Below are 16,559 nucleotides of genomic sequence, written 5' to 3' on the forward strand. Positions count from 1 at the left end.
TTCCCTCTGTGCTGAAAAAAGCCCCCCGAATGAACAGCATAGCGGTCATTGAAAAAGCAGGGAACGTTTGCGCAAGACACCTCTCAAATGCTGGCTAAATGCCCTGCCAGAATGGCCAAAGGCGTTTAGACTCGGAGTAGGGAAGGCTGGCAGAATGGCCGTTCCCACGGAAAATAGAACGATTACTCGAAAAATCCGCCACACTCCTTCGTTTGCTACCTTTGCTCGGGCGTCTTGAGATGATTCAACCAGCCTCAATCGATCAGCGCAGCTTTCGCAAGCTGCTGACCCGCAACATCGGCCTGCCCCTGGGGGTCGGACTGCTCAGTGCGGTGGTGTTCGTCACCATCATCAGCTACCTGCTGGCGGCCATCCAGTGGGTCGAGCACACCGATCGGGTGATCAACAACGCCAACGAGACGGTCAAGCTGTCGATCGACATGGAAACCGGCATGCGCGGCTTCCTGCTCACCGGCGAAGAACGCTTTCTCGATCCCTATGAGGTGGCCAAGCCGCAGGTGGTCGCCGGTATCAAGGGCCTGGAGCAGATGGTGGCGGACAACCCGCAGCAGGTTGACCGCCTGGAGCGCCTGCTCGGTCTGCAGGAGGAGTGGAACACCTTTGCCAGCACGATGATCAGCCTGCGCCGCGACAACGGCAACTTTCGCGAGGCCATTGGCTCGGGAAGGGGCAAGCGCCTGACCGACGAGATCCGCAAGGAGTTCGACGCCTTCATTGCCATGGAGCACCAGCTACGGGTCGCGCGCAACGAAACGGTGAATACCACCACCGTGGTGTCGATTTCCGTCTACCTGGTGTTTGTCATCCTGCTCAGCGGCCTGCTGGCCTACCTGGGTCGCCGCGACCTGCTGGCGTTGTCCAGCAGCTATGCCAGCGGCCTTGAGTCCCAGCAACGTGCCAACCAGCGCCTGGAGCGCCAGGCCTGGCTGCGCACCGGGCAGACCGAACTGGCCGGCCAGGTGCTGGGGCAGTTGACCCTGCCGATGCTCGGCAACAATATCCTGCGCTTTTTTGCCGGCTACCTGGGCAGCGCCGTGGGCGCCCTGTACGCCCGCGACGAACACGGCGGCTTGCGCCGGGTCGCCACCTATGGGCTGTCGGCCGAGCAGGCCGCGCGGGACCAGGTGGTCGGCAGCCAGGAAGGTATTCTGGCCCAGGCCGTCATGCAGGAGCGCCTGCTGCGCCTGGACGATCTGCCGGGCGACTATTTCAAGGTCAGCAGCGGCTTGGGCGAGGGCTTGCCTCGCAGCGTGCTGGTGATGCCGACCAGCAACGATGGGCAGATCAACGGCGTGGTCGAGCTGGGGTTCCTGCGCACCCTGGATGAGCGCGATATCGAGTTCCTGGAACTGGTGGCCGCCAACATGGGGACGTCGATCGAAAGCGCCCGCTACCGTCAGCGCCTGCAGGAGGTATTGGCCGAAACCCAGCAGCTCAACGAAGAGTTGCAGGTGCAGCAGGAAGAGCTGAAAACCGCCAACGAAGAGCTTGAAGAACAGTCGCGGGTGCTCAAGGAGTCCCAGGCCAACCTGGAAACCCAACAGGCCGAACTCGAGCAGACCAACGAGCAACTGGCCGAGCGCACCGAAGCCCTGGCCGAACAGCGCGATGCCCTGGACCGCAAGAACAGCGAGTTGAACCAGGCCCAGGTCGAGCTGCAGGAGCGCGCCGAAGACTTGCAACGCTCGAGCAAGTACAAGTCCGAGTTCCTTGCCAACATGTCCCACGAGCTGCGCACGCCGCTCAACAGTTCGCTGATCCTGGCCAAGCTGCTGGCCGAGAACGCCGAAGAAAACCTCACCGGCGAGCAGGTCAAGTTTGCCGAGTCGATCTATTCGGCGGGCAATGACCTGCTCAACCTGATCAACGATATTCTCGACATCGCCAAGGTCGAGGCCGGCAAACTCGAGGTGCGCCCGGAAACCACCCACGTGGCGCGTCTTGCCGAAGGCCTGCGTAACCTGTTCGAACCACTGGCCGACGAAAAGCACCTGAGCTTCAAGGTCTCGGTCGAGGCGCAGGTGCCGCCAACCCTGTATACCGATCGCCAACGCCTGGAACAGATCCTCAAGAACCTGCTGTCCAATGCGGTCAAGTTCACCGAGCGCGGCGAAGTCAGCCTGAGCGTTGGCTGGCAGGCGGGCAGCGGTATCGTCTTCTCGGTGCGCGACAGCGGCATCGGTATTGCTGCCGACCAGCAGCAGAGCATCTTCGAGGCCTTCCATCAGGCCGATGGCACCACCAACCGTCGTTATGGCGGTACTGGCCTGGGCTTGTCGATCTCGCGCGACCTGGCGCAGTTGCTCGGTGGCCAGATCAGCGTCGACAGCAGCCTGGGCAAGGGCAGCGTGTTCAGCCTGATCCTGCCGGAGCGCTACGAGCCGATTGTCGAGCAACGCCCGGCGGCGATCGTTCATCAGCCGGCGCTGGTGGTCGCAGCACCCGTGCCGGAAGTGGTGCCAGCACCGGCGCCACGCCAGACGCCAAGCTTCGCCGACGACCGCGACAAGGCACCCTTCAGCAACCGCTGCATCCTGGTGATCGAGGACGAGCCGAATTTCGCCCGCATCCTCTACGACCTGGCCCATGAGCTGGGCTACAGCTGCCTCGTCGCGCAGGCCGCCGACGAAGGCTTCGAACTGGCGGCAAGCTTCATTCCCGATGCGGTGCTGCTGGACATGCGCCTGCCGGACCATTCCGGCCTGACCGTGCTGCAACGGCTCAAGGAGCAGGCCAGCACCCGGCACATTCCGGTGCATGTGATCTCGGTCGAGGACCGGGTCGAGGCGGCGTTGCACATGGGCGCCATCGGCTATGCGGTCAAGCCGGCGACCCGCGAGGAACTCAAGCAGGTGTTCGCCCGCCTGGAGGCCAAGCTGACCCAGAAGCTCAAGCACATCCTGCTGGTCGAGGATGACGACCTGCAGCGCGAAAGCATCGCCCGCCTGATCGGCGACGAAGACATCGAGATCACCGCCGTAGGCATGGCCCAGCAGGCCTTGGACCTGCTGCGCGAGAACATCTATGACTGCATGATCATTGACCTCAAACTGCCGGACATGCTTGGCAACGAGCTGCTCAAGCGCATGTCCGACGACGACATCCGCGCGTTCCCGCCGGTGATCGTCTACACCGGGCGCAACCTGACCCGCGAAGAAGAAGCCGACCTGCTCAAGTACTCGCGCTCGATCATCATCAAGGGCGCGCGCTCACCCGAGCGCCTGCTCGATGAAGTCACGCTTTTTCTGCACAAAGTCGAATCCAAGCTGTCCCATGAAAGGCAGCGCATGCTCAAGACCGCGCGCAGCCGCGACAAGGTCTTCGAGGGGCGCAAGTTGCTGCTGGTGGATGACGACGTGCGTAACATCTTTGCCCTGACCAGCGCCCTGGAACACAAGGGCGCGATCGTCGAGATCGGGCGCAATGGCCGCGAAGCCATCGAGCGCCTGGAACAGCACGAGGACATCGACCTGGTGCTGATGGACGTGATGATGCCGGAGATGGACGGCTATGAGGCCACCCGTTTGATCCGCAAGGACCCGCGCTGGCGCAAGCTGCCGATCATCGCCGTCACCGCCAAGGCGATGAAGGATGACCAGGAGCGTTGCCTGCAAGCCGGGGCCAACGACTATCTCGCCAAGCCCATCGACCTTGACCGTCTGTTCTCGCTGATCCGTGTCTGGCTGCCGCAACTGGAGCGAATTTGAGTATCGAACGCAACACCGACATTGAAATCCGGCTGCTGATCGAGGCGATCTACCTCAAGTACAGCTATGACTTTCGCGATTACTCCGGCGCCTCGATCAAGCGCCGGATCCAGCACGCACTGCGCCAGTTCGACTGCAAGACGGTGTCGGCCCTGCAGGAGCGGGTGTTGCACGATCCAGGCATGTTCATGCAGTTGCTGCAGTTCCTGACCATCCCGGTCAGCGAGATGTTCCGCGACCCCGAGCACTTTCTCGCGGTGCGCCAGGAAGTGGTGCCGCTGCTGCGCACCTGGCCTTCGATCAAGATCTGGATCGCCGGTTGCAGTACCGGCGAAGAGGTCTATTCGATGGCCATCCTGCTGCGCGAAGAAGGCTTGCTGGAACGCACCATCATCTACGCCACCGACATCAATCCCAGCTCCCTGGAGAAGGCCAAGCAGGGCATCTACAGCATGCAGAACATGCGCCTGTATGCCGAGAACTACCGCAAGGCCGGGGGCCGCGGCGAGCTCAGCGACTACTACACCTCGGCCTATGGCAATGCCATCGTCGACAGCAGCCTGCGCGACAACGTGACCTTCGCCGACCACAGCCTGGCCACCGACAGCGTATTCTCCGAAACCCAGTTGATCTCCTGCCGCAATGTGCTGATCTACTTCAACAAGGCCCTGCAGGACCGTGCCTTCGGCCTGTTCCACGAGTCGCTGTGCCATCGCGGTTTTCTGGTCCTGGGCAGCAAGGAAACCCTGGATTTCTCGGCCTATGCCGACCAGTTCGAGGCGCTGGTCAAGCCCGAACGGATCTACCGTAAATCATGAAGGGGGTCCAGGCGATTGCCCTTGGTGCCTCGGCGGGGGGCGTCAGCGCCTTGCTTGCGGTGTTCCAGGCCTTGCCGCCGGCGTTTCGCATTCCGCTGGTGTGCGTGCTGCATCTGCCGGATGATCGCCACAGCCACCTGGCCGAGGTCTTTGCCCGCAGACTCAAGCGTCCGGTGCGTGAAGCCCGTGACAAGGAAGACATCGCGCCCGGCTCCATTTATGTGGCGGGCCCCGGCTACCACCTGTCAGTGGAGCGCGACCATAGCCTGTCCCTGAGCCAGGAGGAGCGCGTGCATTTTTCCCGGCCCTCGATCGACGTTCTGTTCGAGTCGGCGGCTGATGCCTATGGCCCGGGCTTGCTCGGTGTACTACTGACCGGCGCCAATGAAGACGGTGCTCGTGGCCTTGCATCGATCAAGCGCCAAGGTGGCCGGACCATTATCCAGGACCCCCATGAGGCGCAAGTGTCGACCATGCCGCGCGCGGCACTGGCTCTGCACCAGCCCGATTACATACTCCCTTTGAATGGCATCGGGCAATTGCTCGCCAGCCTGGAAGCCCCTGAATGCTAAGCCACATCCATGCAAAACTGCTGATCGTCGACGACCTGCCGGAGAACCTGCTGGCCCTGGACGCGTTGATCAAGGGCGAAGACCGCGAGGTGCACCAGGCTCAGTCCGCCGACCAGGCCCTGGCACTGTTGCTCGAGCACGAGTTCGCCCTGGCTATCCTCGACGTGCAGATGCCCGGCATGAACGGCTTCGAACTGGCCGAGCTGATGCGCGGCACCGAGAAGACCAAGAATATCCCGATTGTCTTTGTCAGCGCCGCCGGGCGCGAGATGAACTACGCCTTCAAGGGCTACGAAAGCGGCGCGGTGGACTTCCTGCACAAGCCGCTGGACAGCCTGGCGGTGAAAAGCAAGGTGGCGGTGTTCGTCGACCTGTTTCGCCAGCGCAAGGCCCTCGGCCAGCAACTGGAAGCTCTCGAACGCAGCCGCGAAGAACAGGAACTGCTGCTGGCGCAGTTGCAGGTGACCCGCCGCGAACTGGAACACGCGGTGCGCATGCGCGATGACTTCATGTCGATCGTCTCCCATGAGGTGCGTACGCCCCTGAACGGCCTGATCCTGGAAACCCAACTGCGCAAGCTGCACCTGGCCAAGGACAACGCCGATGCCTTTACCCTGGACAAGATGCGCGCCATGGTCGAGCGCGACGAGCGGCAGATCAACAGCCTGATCCGCCTGATCGAGGACATGCTCGACGTGTCGCGGATCCGCACCGGCAAGCTGTCGATCCGCCCCAGTCAGTTCGACCTGGGGCAACTGGTGGGCGGCTTGATCGAGAACTTCGAAGCCCAGGCGGCGGCTGCCGAGTCACGCATCGAGTTCGAGGCGGGCGTGCCGCTGGCAGGTGTCTGGGACGAGTTTCGGATCGAACAGGTGGTCGCCAACCTGCTGACCAATGCCCTGCGCTACGGGGCGAAAAGCCCGGTGCAGGTGCGCACCTTCGAGCAAGGCGGCATGGCCTGTGTCGAGGTGCGTGACCACGGCATCGGCATCAGCGAGCACAACCAGCAACGGATCTTCCAGCAGTTCGAACGGGTCGCTTCCAGCCAGAGCAGTGCAGGCCTTGGCCTTGGCCTGTACATCTCCGAGCAGATCGTCCTGGCCCATGGCGGCGGCATCAGCGTGCACAGCGTCGAAGGCGAGGGCGCGACTTTTACCGTGTGTCTGCCGTTGCCGCAGTCACTGCGAGAAAATGACCGGTAGCAGGCAACCTCTGCATGAGGCCGGGGTCATACTGCGATGTAACCAAACGATTTATAGAACAAGGCATTGGCATGAGTGAAGATGCGCAAGACGTAGTACTGGTGGTCGAAGACGAACCGGTGATTCGCATGATTCTCGAGGACTACCTCAAGGGTGAGGGTTACCACGTGCTGGTGGCGGAGAACGGTGAGCAAGCCTTCAAGATTCTGGCAAGCAAGCCGCACCTGGACCTGATTGTCACCGATTTTCGTTTGCCGGGAGGGATCTCCGGGGTGCAGATCGCCGAACCTGCGGTCAAGATGCGCCCGGACCTTAAGGTGATTTTCATCAGCGGCTATCCGGCGGAAATCCGCGAATCAGGCAGCCCGATCGCCTTCAAGGCGCCGATCCTGGCCAAGCCCTTTGATCTGGACAGCTTGCGTGACCAGATTCAGGAGCAATTGCGCTAGGAGCCTGCTGACACTTCCCACGCCATCGAGCATGGGTGGCTGATGTTCCCCTCCGTGCAAAAAGCGTCCGATAACATCCTTGTGAGTCGCCACAGGGAATCGGCGCATGCGCTTTATCGTTCGCAAAGGAGACGCCACCAGCACCGGTGGTGAAGTACGCGGCGGCTGCGCAAAGCATCCGCTTGGCGGTCGGCCCATCGCACGCATGGGCGACCCGGTCTATTGCCCTCGCTGCCAGCGTACCGGCGAAATTGCCCAGGGCAACCCGGCCTACAAGGTAAGCGGCCAACCGGTGGCCGGCGAAGGTCACCTGGTGCGCTGCGCCTGCCCCTATGGCAGCCACACGCTGATCGCCAGCCAACAGCGGGCGCGCATGGGCTTGACCACCACCGGGCGATCGCTGCCGCCGGCAATTGCCCTCGAAGAAGAGGAGGAAGAAGTCGAGGTGGACGATGGCGTCACCCTGCGCATCGGCGTGTTCTTTGATGGCACGGGCAACAACCTGGCCAACAGCGCCACCGTCGCCCAGTGCTTTGCCCGGGATGTAGAACTGGAAGAAGAGGCCGAAGAAGTGCGTCGCCATTGCGCCAGGTATGGCTATGACGGGCAGGGGAATGTGCCGGATAACAGCTATGGCAATGATATGACCAATGTGGCGCGGTTGTATGAGTTGTATCAGGATCGGGTACGCAGTGATAAACACCAAGGCAGGCGTCTGGCTGTGCTCAAAGTCTATATCCAAGGGATAGGTACTACGAGCGGGGGCAAGGATTCAGCCTTGTCTCAGGCAACCGGTCGTTACGGGACGGGGGTGATTGCTCGGGCAGAACAGGCACATGATGAGGTTTTGAATCAGGTCAACATCTGGTTTGACGAGAATCCTCAGGCAAAAGTATACGAGTTGCAATTTGACCTATTTGGTTTCAGCCGGGGCGCCGCCGCACCAAGGCACTTTGCTAACGATCTGCACAGGGGCAAGCGCAGTGGTCTGGCTGCACGCTGGCCGGTGCACGTCATGCTTTCTGATGACTTCGACTGGAATTCCAAACATCATTTGAACATTCAGTTTATTGGTCTGTTTGATTCTGTTGCGGCGATAGTGGCGGTATTTCGCGGTAATTTCAGTCCGGCGAACGCTAACTACTCTGGGGTGGAAATGGGCCTCAAGGCTGGTGTTGCCCATAAGGTCGTGCACCTGGTGGCACGGGATGAGTGGCGCAAAAATTTCCCGCTGACCCGAACCGACAACGATATCGAGGTGCCTGGCGCGCACTCTGATGTAGGTGGAGGTTACCTGCCACACATGCGAGAAAAAGTCTTGCTGTCTAGGCCGCGTAGCAGTGTCGAACTACGCAGCGTGGCCAACGAACGGAGCCAGTCCTATCTAAGAGCCCAGGAAGATTACTTGCGAAATCGCTCAAAGTGGGAGCGACTGCAATTGCAAATCAATATAGTTACCTGGTCAATGGACCTACCCTTTGTTCCAAATCGAGACGCACACCCGCAAAAGCGCGTGTTTGCTTTTATACGTTGTGAACGCGATGTATTTGCCGACTTGTCGCAAGTCTATTTCCGTATTATGCGTGAACTTGGTATGCGAAATGGTGTGCCGTTCCACGAGCTTCGTGATCAACAGGGCTTGCCCGATGAGCTTCAAGGCATTGCAGCGAAATTGACCGCTTATGCGTTAGGCGACCGAGCCAGTCATGGGCTTGATCCTGATGAAGAGACATTGTTGCGCACGCGCTACATTCATCTGTCCAGTCACTGGAATCCCATGGGTTATTTAGTGCGCGACAGTGCAGAAGTGGTGTTTATTCATAGGCCGAATGAAAACGGTCAACGCAGCGTATTCCCCAATGAGTAGTGTCTGGCGAGTCATGCTGCTGCACACCGCTCTGCTGCTGGCAGGTTGTGCAGGTCAAGGTGGCGCTGGGCTGCCTTATGATGCGTGGTATTTGGGTTTTGTGGCGCCTACCCATATGGCTGTATGGATTGAAACTGCCGATGTACTGGATATCAAGGATCGAGGGTTTAGACGAGTCATGGGCGGGAACGCCAGGATGGATTTTACATTCAAGCCTGAGGATGGCTGGTCAACCCGTACGGGATTTGGGTCGGGAAAATACGTATCGGGCAGTGATTTGCCCAAATTGATCTACGTGCGCTGGCAATCATTAGCCGAAGCACAGACCTACGAAGTCGTCATTGAGATTCCCGAGGCAACGCGCCAGAGCATGTTGGAACCTGTACGCGCCTACTGTCGATTGGATGATCGAGTCATTGTTAATCACCGTACGTATGTCACCATCGGCCTGGCCCCCGGCGGCATCGCCCAAACCTGGCTACGGGGTGTTTGCCTGGACCGCATCAAGGTCACCCGAACGGTCGGCCGAATTGTGCCGTTGGGCCCGGATCTAGGCCGCTCCAGCAGCGGCTACCCACCACTGGAACCCGAGTCCCAAACCTACATCGACACCCATGGCATCCCCTACGGCGCCTGGTGACTCAGGCCATCGAGTTCAGGCTTTCACCGCGCAGGGTTCGCTCGATCCCGCCCAGGAGCATGCTTTCCATTAGCGCCAGGCCCTGGGCCTGGGGCAGTTGTGAGGTTTGCAGCCAGCCGGGCAGGCTGTTGAGCAGGTTGGCGATGACATGGGCGGTGGCTTGCAATGCCTTGCCGCGCAGGGTTGCCTTGGGCACCAGCAGACGCAGCAGGGCGCCTTCATACTGGTGACGCAGTTGGCCGATGCGCGCCTGTTGCTCGATACTCAAACAACACAGGTCACGCTCGGCCAGTCGAAACTGCAACGGCCGCTCAGCATGCAAGCTCCAGTGGGCGGCAATCACTTCGCCCAGGGTCTGCTGCTGGCTGCGCCGCCCCGGGTTAAGGGTCGCCAGCAGCTCCTCGAACAACTCCTCGATCAGATCGAACAGCAAGTGCTGCTTGCTCGGAAAGTGGTGGTACAAGGAGCCTGCCGTCAGCCCCAGGTGGGCGGCCAGTTCACGCATGCTGACCTGGCCGAAACCCTTCTCGGCGAACAGTTCCAGGGCCTTGTCACGCCGCTCTTCAAAGTTCGCACAGCGCAAAGCGGCGTCCATGGCAGGGCTCCCTAGTAGGTGAAGAAACCGCGACCGCTCTTGCGCCCCAGGTAGCCGGCGGCAACCATTTCCTTGAGCAGCGGAGCAGGGCGATATTTGCTGTCGTTGTAGCCTTCGTGGAAGGCCTCGATGATCGCCAGCAGGGTGTCCAGGCCGATCAGGTCGGCCAGGGCCAGCGGGCCGATCGGCTGGTTGCAGCCCAGGCGCATGCCGGTGTCGATGTCTTCGGCGCTGGCCAGGCCTTCCTGGAGCACGAAGATCGCTTCGTTGATCATCGGCACCAGAATGCGGTTGACCACAAAGCCCGGGCGGTTGCCGGCGCTGATCGGCGTCTTGCCGACCTTTTCGGTCAGGGCCAGGGCCTTGGCGTAGGTGGCATCATTGGTTTGCAGGCCGCGGATGATCTCGACCAGGGCCATCATCGGCACCGGGTTGAAGAAGTGCACGCCAATGAAGCGCTCAGGCTGGCTGACCGCCGCGCCCAACTGGGTGATCGACAGCGACGAAGTGTTGGTGGCAATCACGCACTGGTCGCTGACGCTGGCGGCGATCTGCTTGAGGATGCGCAGCTTCAGGTCGAGGTTCTCGGTGGCAGCCTCGATCACCAGCTCGGCCTGTTGCAGTTGCGCGTAGTCGGTGCTGGTGCGGATGCGCGCCACGGCGGCCTCGGCATCTTCAGCGGCCAGGGTCTGCTTGCTGACCTGACGCTCGAGGTTCTTGCGCAGGGTGGCTACACCACGCTCGAGGGCGGCGTCGGAGACATCGATCAGGGTCACCTGGTAACCGGCCACCGCACACACCTGGGCAATGCCGTTGCCCATGGTGCCAGCGCCGATCACCGCAATATTCTCAATACTCACCTTGTACTCCTTGCTCAGACGCGTTCGAAGACGATGGCGATACCCTGGCCACCGCCGATGCACATGGTTGCCAGGGCGTAACGGCCCTGGATGCGCTGCAGTTCATGAATGGCCTTGGTGGCGATGATCGCCCCGGTGGCGCCGACCGGGTGGCCGAGGGAAATGCCCGAACCGTTGGGGTTGACCTTTTCCGGGTCGAAGCCCAGTTCACCGGCGACGGCGCAGGCTTGCGCGGCGAAGGCTTCGTTGGACTCGATCACGTCGAGGTCGGCAACGCTCAGGCCGGCCTTGTCGAGTACCTTGCGGGTCGCCGGTACCGGGCCCAGGCCCATCAGCTCCGGCTCGACGCCAGCGTGCGCGTAGGCCACCAGGCGGGCCAAGGGCTGCAGGTTATGGCGTTTGACGAAGTCACCGGTGGCCAGCACCAGGGCACCGGCGCCGTCGTTCAGGCCGCTGGCGTTGCCGGCGGTGACCGTGCCGTCTTTCTTGAATACAGCCTTCATGCCGGCCAGTTGCTCGGCAGTCACCTCGCCACGCACGTGCTCATCGACTTCGAAGCGTACCGGGCCTTTGCGGCTGGGAATCTCGATCGGCACGATCTGGCTGGCGAAGCGGCCCTCGGCGATGGCGCGGGCAGCGCGGCGCTGGCTGGTCAGGGCCAGTTCGTCCTGCATCTGCCGGGTGATGCCATTGCGTTCGGCAACGTTCTCGGCAGTGATACCCATATGGAAGCCGGCGAAGGGGTCGTGGAGGATGCCGAGCATGTAGTCGATACCCTGCAGATCACCCATGCGCGCGCCCCAGCGGGCTTGCGGCAGCAGGTAAGGGCCGCGGCTCATGGATTCGGCGCCCGCGGCGACGACTGCTTCAGCGTCGCCCAGCAGCAGGCTTTGCGCCGCCGAAACGATGGCCTGCAGGCCCGAGCCGCACAGGCGGTTGACGTTGAATGCCGGGGTCTCCTTGGGGATGCCGGCATTCATTGCCGCGACCCGCGCCAGGTAGGCGTCGCGCGCCTCGGTAGGGATTACGTTGCCCATGACCACATGGCCGATCTGCTCAGGCGCCACGCCTGCGCGTTCGATGGCGGCGCGGGTCACGCTGCTGGCCAGGTCCGCCAGGGGCAGGTCCTTGAGGGCGCCGCCGAAGCTGCCAATGGCCGAGCGTACGGCGCTGACTACATAGATGTCCGGGGTATTCATGAGCGACTCCAGTGTGCGAAAGCGTGGCGGGGCAGGGCCGGCGTCTGCCAGAATGCTGCCCACAGCCACCTTCAGGTTGGCTTTGAGTCTAGGCAAAGCCTGCGCGCGGGCCTATGCCATAACTGTCCAGTGACACTGGTATTTTTTGCCACACCCTTGCGGAAACCGCCATGCGGGAAAACGATACAGTCGCCGTTTATTTCGTTCGTACCATGCTCCATGCTTTGCGCGCCCAGCCTGAGCGGGCGGCCGCGTTGCTGGCCGAGGCCGGTATCGATCAGGCGGTCTTGGAATCGTCCGTTGCGCGCGTACCGGCACCGGCGTTTGCACGACTGTGGTTGCTGCTGATCGAAGCATTGAACGACGAGTTCTTCAACCTCGACAGCCATGGCATGCCCCAGGGCAGCTTTGCCCTGATCTGCCGGGGGCTGATCCAGGAGCCGACCCTGGAAAAGGCCCTGCGCCAGTGCCTGAACAACTTTGCGCTGTTCCTGCGCGATATTCGCGGGCAGTTGACGATCAAGGGCGGGCGCGCAGTGATCAGCCTGCGCACCGGCATCGAAGATCCGCTGACCCGGGTGTACGCCGAAGAAACCTTCCTCGCCCTGGTGATCAGCCTGCTGTGCTGGCTGGCCGGGCGACGCATCGTGATCGACCGTACGGCGCTGGCCGACACGCGCCCGGCCCAGGAGGATGACCCATTGCTGTGGGGCGCCAACGTGCAACTGGGCAGTGGCCGTACCGAGATCGAGTTTGCTGCCGATTACCTGCGCTTGCCGGTGGTCCAGGACCTGGCGGCGCTTAAGACCTTCCTGCGCAGCGCCCCGCAATGGCTGGTGATTCGCTACCGCAACCAGAATGGCCAGGTGGCCCAGGTGTATCGCTACCTGCGCGCCCGCCAGTATGGCCAGTGGCCGACCCTGCTGGCCATGGCCGAACGCCAGGGCCTGAGCCCCAGCAGCTTTCGCCGCCAACTGGAGCGTGAGGGCCGCTCGTACCAGCAGATCAAGGACGAGGTGCGCCGGGCCATGGCGTTCGAATGCCTGCGCCAGACGCACCTGAGTATTGCCGAAGTCGCCGAGCACACCGGTTTCCAGGAGCCCAGTGCGTTTCACCGGGCGTTCAAGAAGTGGACCGGCGAGAGCCCCGGCAGTTACCGCCAGCGCATGCTCAGTCCTGCAGGTGCGCCGCCAGTTGCTTGACCCTGACCAGGTCGCCACCGGCAACCTTGGCCACCCCCTTGCCATACTCCGGGTCGGCCTTGTACAGGTACGAGAGGATGGTGTGCTTGCTTTCGTCATCGCTGCTGGCCAGCGACTGGCCGAAGCTGTTGATCAGGTCGCGGCGGTTTTTGCTGTCGTAAGAACGGAACAGCTCGCCAGCCTGCCTGAAGTTCTGCTGACGCTCGATGCCCTGTTGCTGGGTATTGCCGCTCAAGGGCAACGGGCTGTAGCGCGCTGACTCGGTCGACGGGCGCGGCATCAGGCGGCTGGGCTCGTAATTGACCCCGCCGACCGTGCGCGACGCGTTCAGGGCGCCATCCTGGTTGCCGTTGTTGACCTTGACCCTGGGCTGGTTGATCGGCAAGCCGGCGGCGTTGGCGCCAACCCGGTACATCTGGGTGTCGGCATAGGAGAACAGCCGGCCCTGTAGCAGGCGGTCTTCCGAGGGCTCGATGCCCGGAATCAGGTTCGAAGGCGCCAGCGCCACCTGTTCGGTTTCCTGGAAGTAGTTGCCGACATTGCGCTTGAGCACCATCTGCCCGACTTTGCGCTCAGGAACCCCTGGCCAGATCTTGGTAGGGTCCAGCGGATCGAAGTCAAAACCTGCCAGTTGCTCGGGCTTGAGGGTCTGGATATACAGGTCCCACTTCGGATGGTCGCCGCGGTTGATGGAATTGACCAGGTCGGTGGTCATGTGGCTGAAGTCATGGCCCTGCAGCTTGGCCACTTCGCCGGGGTTGAGGTTCTTCTGACCTTGCAAGGTTTTCCAGCGGAACTTCACGTAGGTGGTTTCGCCATCCCTGTTGACGAACTTGTAGGCGTGAACACTGTTGCCGTCCATGTGCCGGTAGCTCAGTGGCGTGCCTTCGTTGGAGTAGAGCAGGGTCAGGGTGCGGGTGGCTTCGGGCATATGCGAGAGCAGGTCGAAGCGCCGGGCGTCGTTGCCCAGGTTGGTGCGCGGGTCGGGCTTGAAGGCGTGGACCATGTCGGGGAACTTGATCGCATCGCGGATGAAGAAGGTCGGGAAGTTGTTGCCGACCAGGTCCCAGTTGCCATCGGCGGTGTAAAAACGGGTGGCAAAACCGCGCGGGTCGCGCAGGGTTTCTGGTGAATGCAGGCCGTGCACCACCGAAGAGAAGCGCACGAACACCGGGGTTCGCTCCCCCGGGGTGAACACCTTGGCCCGGGTCAGCTCGGAAATGTCGCTGGAGGCGATGAACTCGCCATGGGCACCGGTACCGCGGGCATGAACGACACGCTCAGGTATGCGCTCGCGGTCGAAGCGCTGAAGCTTCTGGATCAACTGCACATCCTGCAGCAGGGCGGGGCCAGTGCCGCCGGCAGTCTGCGAGTTCTGGTTGTCGCCTACCGGGGCGCCGTTGTCGCGGGTCAGCGGAGCGGCGAGGGCGCTGCTGGCAATCAGCACGGCCGAGGCGAGTATGCCCAATGTGTAGCCTGAAAAACTGCGGGTGCTCATGATGACTGTCCTGTCATGGAAGGGGAGCAGCCGATGATAGAAACGACGGGACAGTGTACCCAGATGGGTTTTCATTACGCGGCGTCAGACTTCTCCCTAACTGGCTGGCGACTATGGGGGGGGGGACCCGACACTGCCTCAGTGCCGGGTTGCTGCAGCGCCGCTACGGCATTTGCTTGAGCAACTGCTGCAAGCGCGCCTGGCCTGCAGTGTCGAGGGCGAATACCGGCCGCCGCGGTTCACCCACCGGCAAACCGGTCATGCCCAGCCCGGCCTTGATGGTTGCCGGCAGGCCACCCTTGAGGATGAACTCCAACAGTGGCAGTTGACGGTAGAACACCGCCTTGGCCGCGTTCAGGTCGTTGGCCTGCACGGCCTGGTACAGCTGCTGGTTCAGCGTGGGGATCAGGTTCGGTGCGGCGGTGCACCAGCCGCTGGCGCCGGCCACGAATGCCTCCAGGGCCAACGGGTTGCAACCGTTGTAGAACGGTACCTTGCCCTCGCCGAGCAACTGCAGCTTGTGCATGCGCTGGATGTCGCCGGTGCTCTCCTTGACCATGGTGACGTTCTCGACCTCGCGCACGATGCGCAGGATCAGCTCCACCGACATGTCGGTACCGCTGGTGGCCGGGTTGTTGTAGAGCATGATCGGCAGCTTGATGCTGGCGCCAATCGCTCGGTAGTGCTCGAAAATCTCCGCTTCGGTGAGCTTCCAGTAGGCCGCCGGCAGCACCATCACCGCATCGGCGCCGTGTTCCTGGGCAAAGCGCGCACGGCGAATGGCGCCGGCGGTGGTCAGGTCGGAGACGCTGACGATGGTCGGTACCCGCCCGGCAATGTGGCGCAGGCTGAACGCGGCCACCTGTTGCCATTCCAGGTCGCTCAGGTAGGCGCCTTCGCCGGTGCTGCCGAGGGGGGCGATGGCATGCACGCCGCCGTCGATCAGGCGGTCGATCGAGCGGCCGAGGGCGTCGAGGTCAAGCTGCTCGCCGTCGGCACTGAACGGGGTGATGGTGTAGCCGATGATGCCGTGAAAAGTCTTGGACATGAAATCTACTCCGCAAGGTAAGTAAAAAAGCTCGGATCAGTTCAGGCAGTCGCCATGCACCCGCAGGCACTGGCGCGCATAGTAGTTAAAGGCAGCGCTGTGGCGTTTGGGCCGGGAGATCCAGTCATGGGCTTCACGGCCCAGCTCAGGGGCAATCGGCTTGATGCTGCCGGCGGCCATGGCCAGCAGTTGCAGCTTGGCGGCGCGCTCGATCAACTGGGCAATCACGCAGGCTTCCTCGATGCTGGCGCCGGTCGACAACTGGCCGTGGTGCGAGAGCAGGATGGCGCGCTTGTCGCCCAGGGCTGCACTGATGATCTCGCCTTCTTCGTTGCCCACCGGCACGCCGGGCCAGGCTTCGAGAAACGCGCAATCGTCGTACAGCGGGCAGAGGTCCATGTGCGACACCTCAAGCGGCACTTCGAGCATCGACAGGGCGGCGACGTGGGTCGGGTGGGTGTGGATGATGCAGTTCACATCCGGCCGCGCGCGGTACACCCAGCTGTGGAAGCGGTTGGCCGGGTTGGGCATGCCCTGTCCTTCGAGCACTTCCAGGTCTTCGTTGACCAGCAACAGGTTGCTGGCAGTGATTTCGTCGAATCCCAGGCCCAGTTGCTGGGTGTAGAAGGTGCCCGGTTGCGGACCGCGGGCGCTGATTTGCCCGGCAAGGCCGGAGTCGTGGCCGTTGTCGAACAGAATCCGGCAGGTCAATGCCAGCTTTTCGCGCACAGTCCACGTATTATCGGCAAGCGAGCCTTGCATCTGCTTAAGGGCCTTCTGGATCAGTTGGTCCTTGGGGAGTGCCATTGTCTTGGCCATGGGGCTATCCTCGGTGGCGTGATGGATTGTCACGGCTGGCCCACCCCGGTTGCTTGGAAGGT

General features: G+C 62.1%; 14 protein-coding genes. 8 read left to right on the plus strand and 6 right to left on the minus strand.

Annotated elements, in window-relative coordinates; translation table 11 throughout:
- Positions 1–239 precede the first annotated feature (239 nt).
- The 7 genes from CCOS864_RS11415 to CCOS864_RS11445 all read left to right on the plus strand — a co-directional run bounded on the left by CCOS864_RS11415 (position 240) and on the right by CCOS864_RS11445 (position 9,276).
- On the plus strand, positions 240–3,728 hold the full coding sequence (locus tag CCOS864_RS11415) for a response regulator (RefSeq protein WP_115086402.1): 3,489 nt from the start codon (positions 240–242) through the stop codon (positions 3,726–3,728).
- Positions 3,725–4,546 carry a CheR family methyltransferase gene (locus tag CCOS864_RS11420; RefSeq protein ID WP_115086403.1) on the plus strand — a complete coding sequence of 274 codons (822 nt, stop codon included), beginning with the start codon at positions 3,725–3,727 and terminating at the stop codon, positions 4,544–4,546. Before CCOS864_RS11415 ends, CCOS864_RS11420 begins: the two co-directional genes overlap by 4 nt.
- A complete protein-coding gene (locus CCOS864_RS11425) occupies positions 4,543–5,118 on the plus strand; it encodes a chemotaxis protein CheB (protein ID WP_115086404.1) in 576 nt (191 codons plus the stop codon). The genes CCOS864_RS11420 and CCOS864_RS11425 overlap by 4 nt, the downstream gene beginning before the upstream one ends.
- The gene (locus CCOS864_RS11430; protein ID WP_115086405.1) at positions 5,112–6,320 is read left to right on the plus strand and encodes a hybrid sensor histidine kinase/response regulator; all 1,209 of its coding nucleotides are present in this window, start codon (positions 5,112–5,114) and stop codon (positions 6,318–6,320) included. The genes CCOS864_RS11425 and CCOS864_RS11430 overlap by 7 nt, the downstream gene beginning before the upstream one ends.
- Before the next feature lie 71 nt (positions 6,321–6,391).
- Complete coding sequence (locus tag CCOS864_RS11435; RefSeq protein ID WP_115086406.1) at positions 6,392–6,769, plus strand: response regulator; 378 nt, start codon at positions 6,392–6,394, stop codon at positions 6,767–6,769.
- A gap of 106 nt (positions 6,770–6,875) precedes the next feature.
- Positions 6,876–8,636, plus strand: coding sequence for a PAAR domain-containing protein (locus CCOS864_RS11440; protein WP_115086407.1), 1,761 nt, complete (start codon positions 6,876–6,878; stop codon positions 8,634–8,636).
- Positions 8,637–8,649: 13 nt separating this feature from the next.
- Entirely contained in the window at positions 8,650–9,276 is a 627-nt protein-coding gene (locus tag CCOS864_RS11445; protein WP_244211907.1) for a DUF2931 family protein, read from the plus strand.
- A gap of 1 nt (position 9,277) precedes the next feature.
- Here CCOS864_RS11445 and CCOS864_RS11450 read toward each other — a convergent pair whose 3' ends face one another.
- From CCOS864_RS11450 to CCOS864_RS11460, 3 genes are read right to left on the minus strand one after another with little or no spacing between them, the layout of a single operon-like run.
- Entirely contained in the window at positions 9,278–9,871 is a 594-nt protein-coding gene (locus CCOS864_RS11450) for a TetR/AcrR family transcriptional regulator (protein ID WP_115086409.1), read from the minus strand.
- 11 nt (positions 9,872–9,882) lie between these two features.
- Positions 9,883–10,731, minus strand: a complete 849-nt coding sequence (locus CCOS864_RS11455; protein WP_115086410.1) for a 3-hydroxybutyryl-CoA dehydrogenase — start codon at positions 10,729–10,731, stop codon at positions 9,883–9,885.
- Between the two features lie 14 nt (positions 10,732–10,745).
- Positions 10,746–11,930, minus strand: coding sequence for an acetyl-CoA C-acyltransferase family protein (locus CCOS864_RS11460; protein ID WP_045198067.1), 1,185 nt, complete (start codon positions 11,928–11,930; stop codon positions 10,746–10,748).
- Positions 11,931–12,100: 170 nt separating this feature from the next.
- On the opposite strand from CCOS864_RS11460, the gene CCOS864_RS11465 reads away from it, so the two are divergent.
- Entirely contained in the window at positions 12,101–13,132 is a 1,032-nt protein-coding gene (locus CCOS864_RS11465; protein WP_115086411.1) for an AraC family transcriptional regulator, read from the plus strand.
- Here CCOS864_RS11465 and CCOS864_RS11470 read toward each other — a convergent pair.
- The 3 genes from CCOS864_RS11470 to CCOS864_RS11480 all read right to left on the minus strand — a co-directional run bounded on the left by CCOS864_RS11470 (position 13,101) and on the right by CCOS864_RS11480 (position 16,497).
- Positions 13,101–14,630 (minus strand): catalase, encoded by a 1,530-nt coding sequence (locus tag CCOS864_RS11470; protein WP_115086412.1) that lies wholly within the window; start codon positions 14,628–14,630, stop codon positions 13,101–13,103. The two genes, CCOS864_RS11465 and CCOS864_RS11470, sit on opposite strands and share 32 nt — an antisense overlap.
- A 163-nt stretch (positions 14,631–14,793) precedes the next feature.
- Positions 14,794–15,678, minus strand: a complete 885-nt coding sequence (locus tag CCOS864_RS11475; RefSeq protein ID WP_115086413.1) for a dihydrodipicolinate synthase family protein — start codon at positions 15,676–15,678, stop codon at positions 14,794–14,796.
- A 36-nt stretch (positions 15,679–15,714) separates the two neighbouring features.
- Positions 15,715–16,497 (minus strand): aldolase, encoded by a 783-nt coding sequence (locus CCOS864_RS11480; RefSeq protein WP_115086414.1) that lies wholly within the window; start codon positions 16,495–16,497, stop codon positions 15,715–15,717.
- Between the last annotated feature and the right edge of the window lie 62 nt (positions 16,498–16,559).

It is taken from the genome of Pseudomonas wadenswilerensis, assembly GCF_900497695.1.
Taxonomy (GTDB): domain Bacteria; phylum Pseudomonadota; class Gammaproteobacteria; order Pseudomonadales; family Pseudomonadaceae; genus Aquipseudomonas; species Aquipseudomonas wadenswilerensis.

What these genes read in the sequence shown, in the direction of transcription:
- CCOS864_RS11415 (WP_115086402.1), top strand. Translation starts at nt 240, where the DNA reads ATGATTCAACCAGCCTCAATCGATCAGCGCAGCTTTCGCAAGCTGCTG.
- CCOS864_RS11425 (WP_115086404.1), top strand. Translation starts at nt 4,543, where the DNA reads ATGAAGGGGGTCCAGGCGATTGCCCTTGGTGCCTCGGCGGGGGGCGTC.
- CCOS864_RS11430 (WP_115086405.1), top strand. Translation starts at nt 5,112, where the DNA reads ATGCTAAGCCACATCCATGCAAAACTGCTGATCGTCGACGACCTGCCG.
- CCOS864_RS11435 (WP_115086406.1), top strand. Translation starts at nt 6,392, where the DNA reads ATGAGTGAAGATGCGCAAGACGTAGTACTGGTGGTCGAAGACGAACCG.
- CCOS864_RS11440 (WP_115086407.1), top strand. Translation starts at nt 6,876, where the DNA reads ATGCGCTTTATCGTTCGCAAAGGAGACGCCACCAGCACCGGTGGTGAA.
- CCOS864_RS11445 (WP_244211907.1), top strand. Translation starts at nt 8,650, where the DNA reads ATGCTGCTGCACACCGCTCTGCTGCTGGCAGGTTGTGCAGGTCAAGGT.
- CCOS864_RS11450 (WP_115086409.1), bottom strand. Translation starts at nt 9,871, where the DNA reads ATGGACGCCGCTTTGCGCTGTGCGAACTTTGAAGAGCGGCGTGACAAG.
- CCOS864_RS11460 (WP_045198067.1), bottom strand. Translation starts at nt 11,930, where the DNA reads ATGAATACCCCGGACATCTATGTAGTCAGCGCCGTACGCTCGGCCATT.
- CCOS864_RS11465 (WP_115086411.1), top strand. Translation starts at nt 12,101, where the DNA reads ATGCGGGAAAACGATACAGTCGCCGTTTATTTCGTTCGTACCATGCTC.
- CCOS864_RS11470 (WP_115086412.1), bottom strand. Translation starts at nt 14,630, where the DNA reads ATGAGCACCCGCAGTTTTTCAGGCTACACATTGGGCATACTCGCCTCG.
- CCOS864_RS11475 (WP_115086413.1), bottom strand. Translation starts at nt 15,678, where the DNA reads ATGTCCAAGACTTTTCACGGCATCATCGGCTACACCATCACCCCGTTC.
- CCOS864_RS11480 (WP_115086414.1), bottom strand. Translation starts at nt 16,497, where the DNA reads ATGGCCAAGACAATGGCACTCCCCAAGGACCAACTGATCCAGAAGGCC.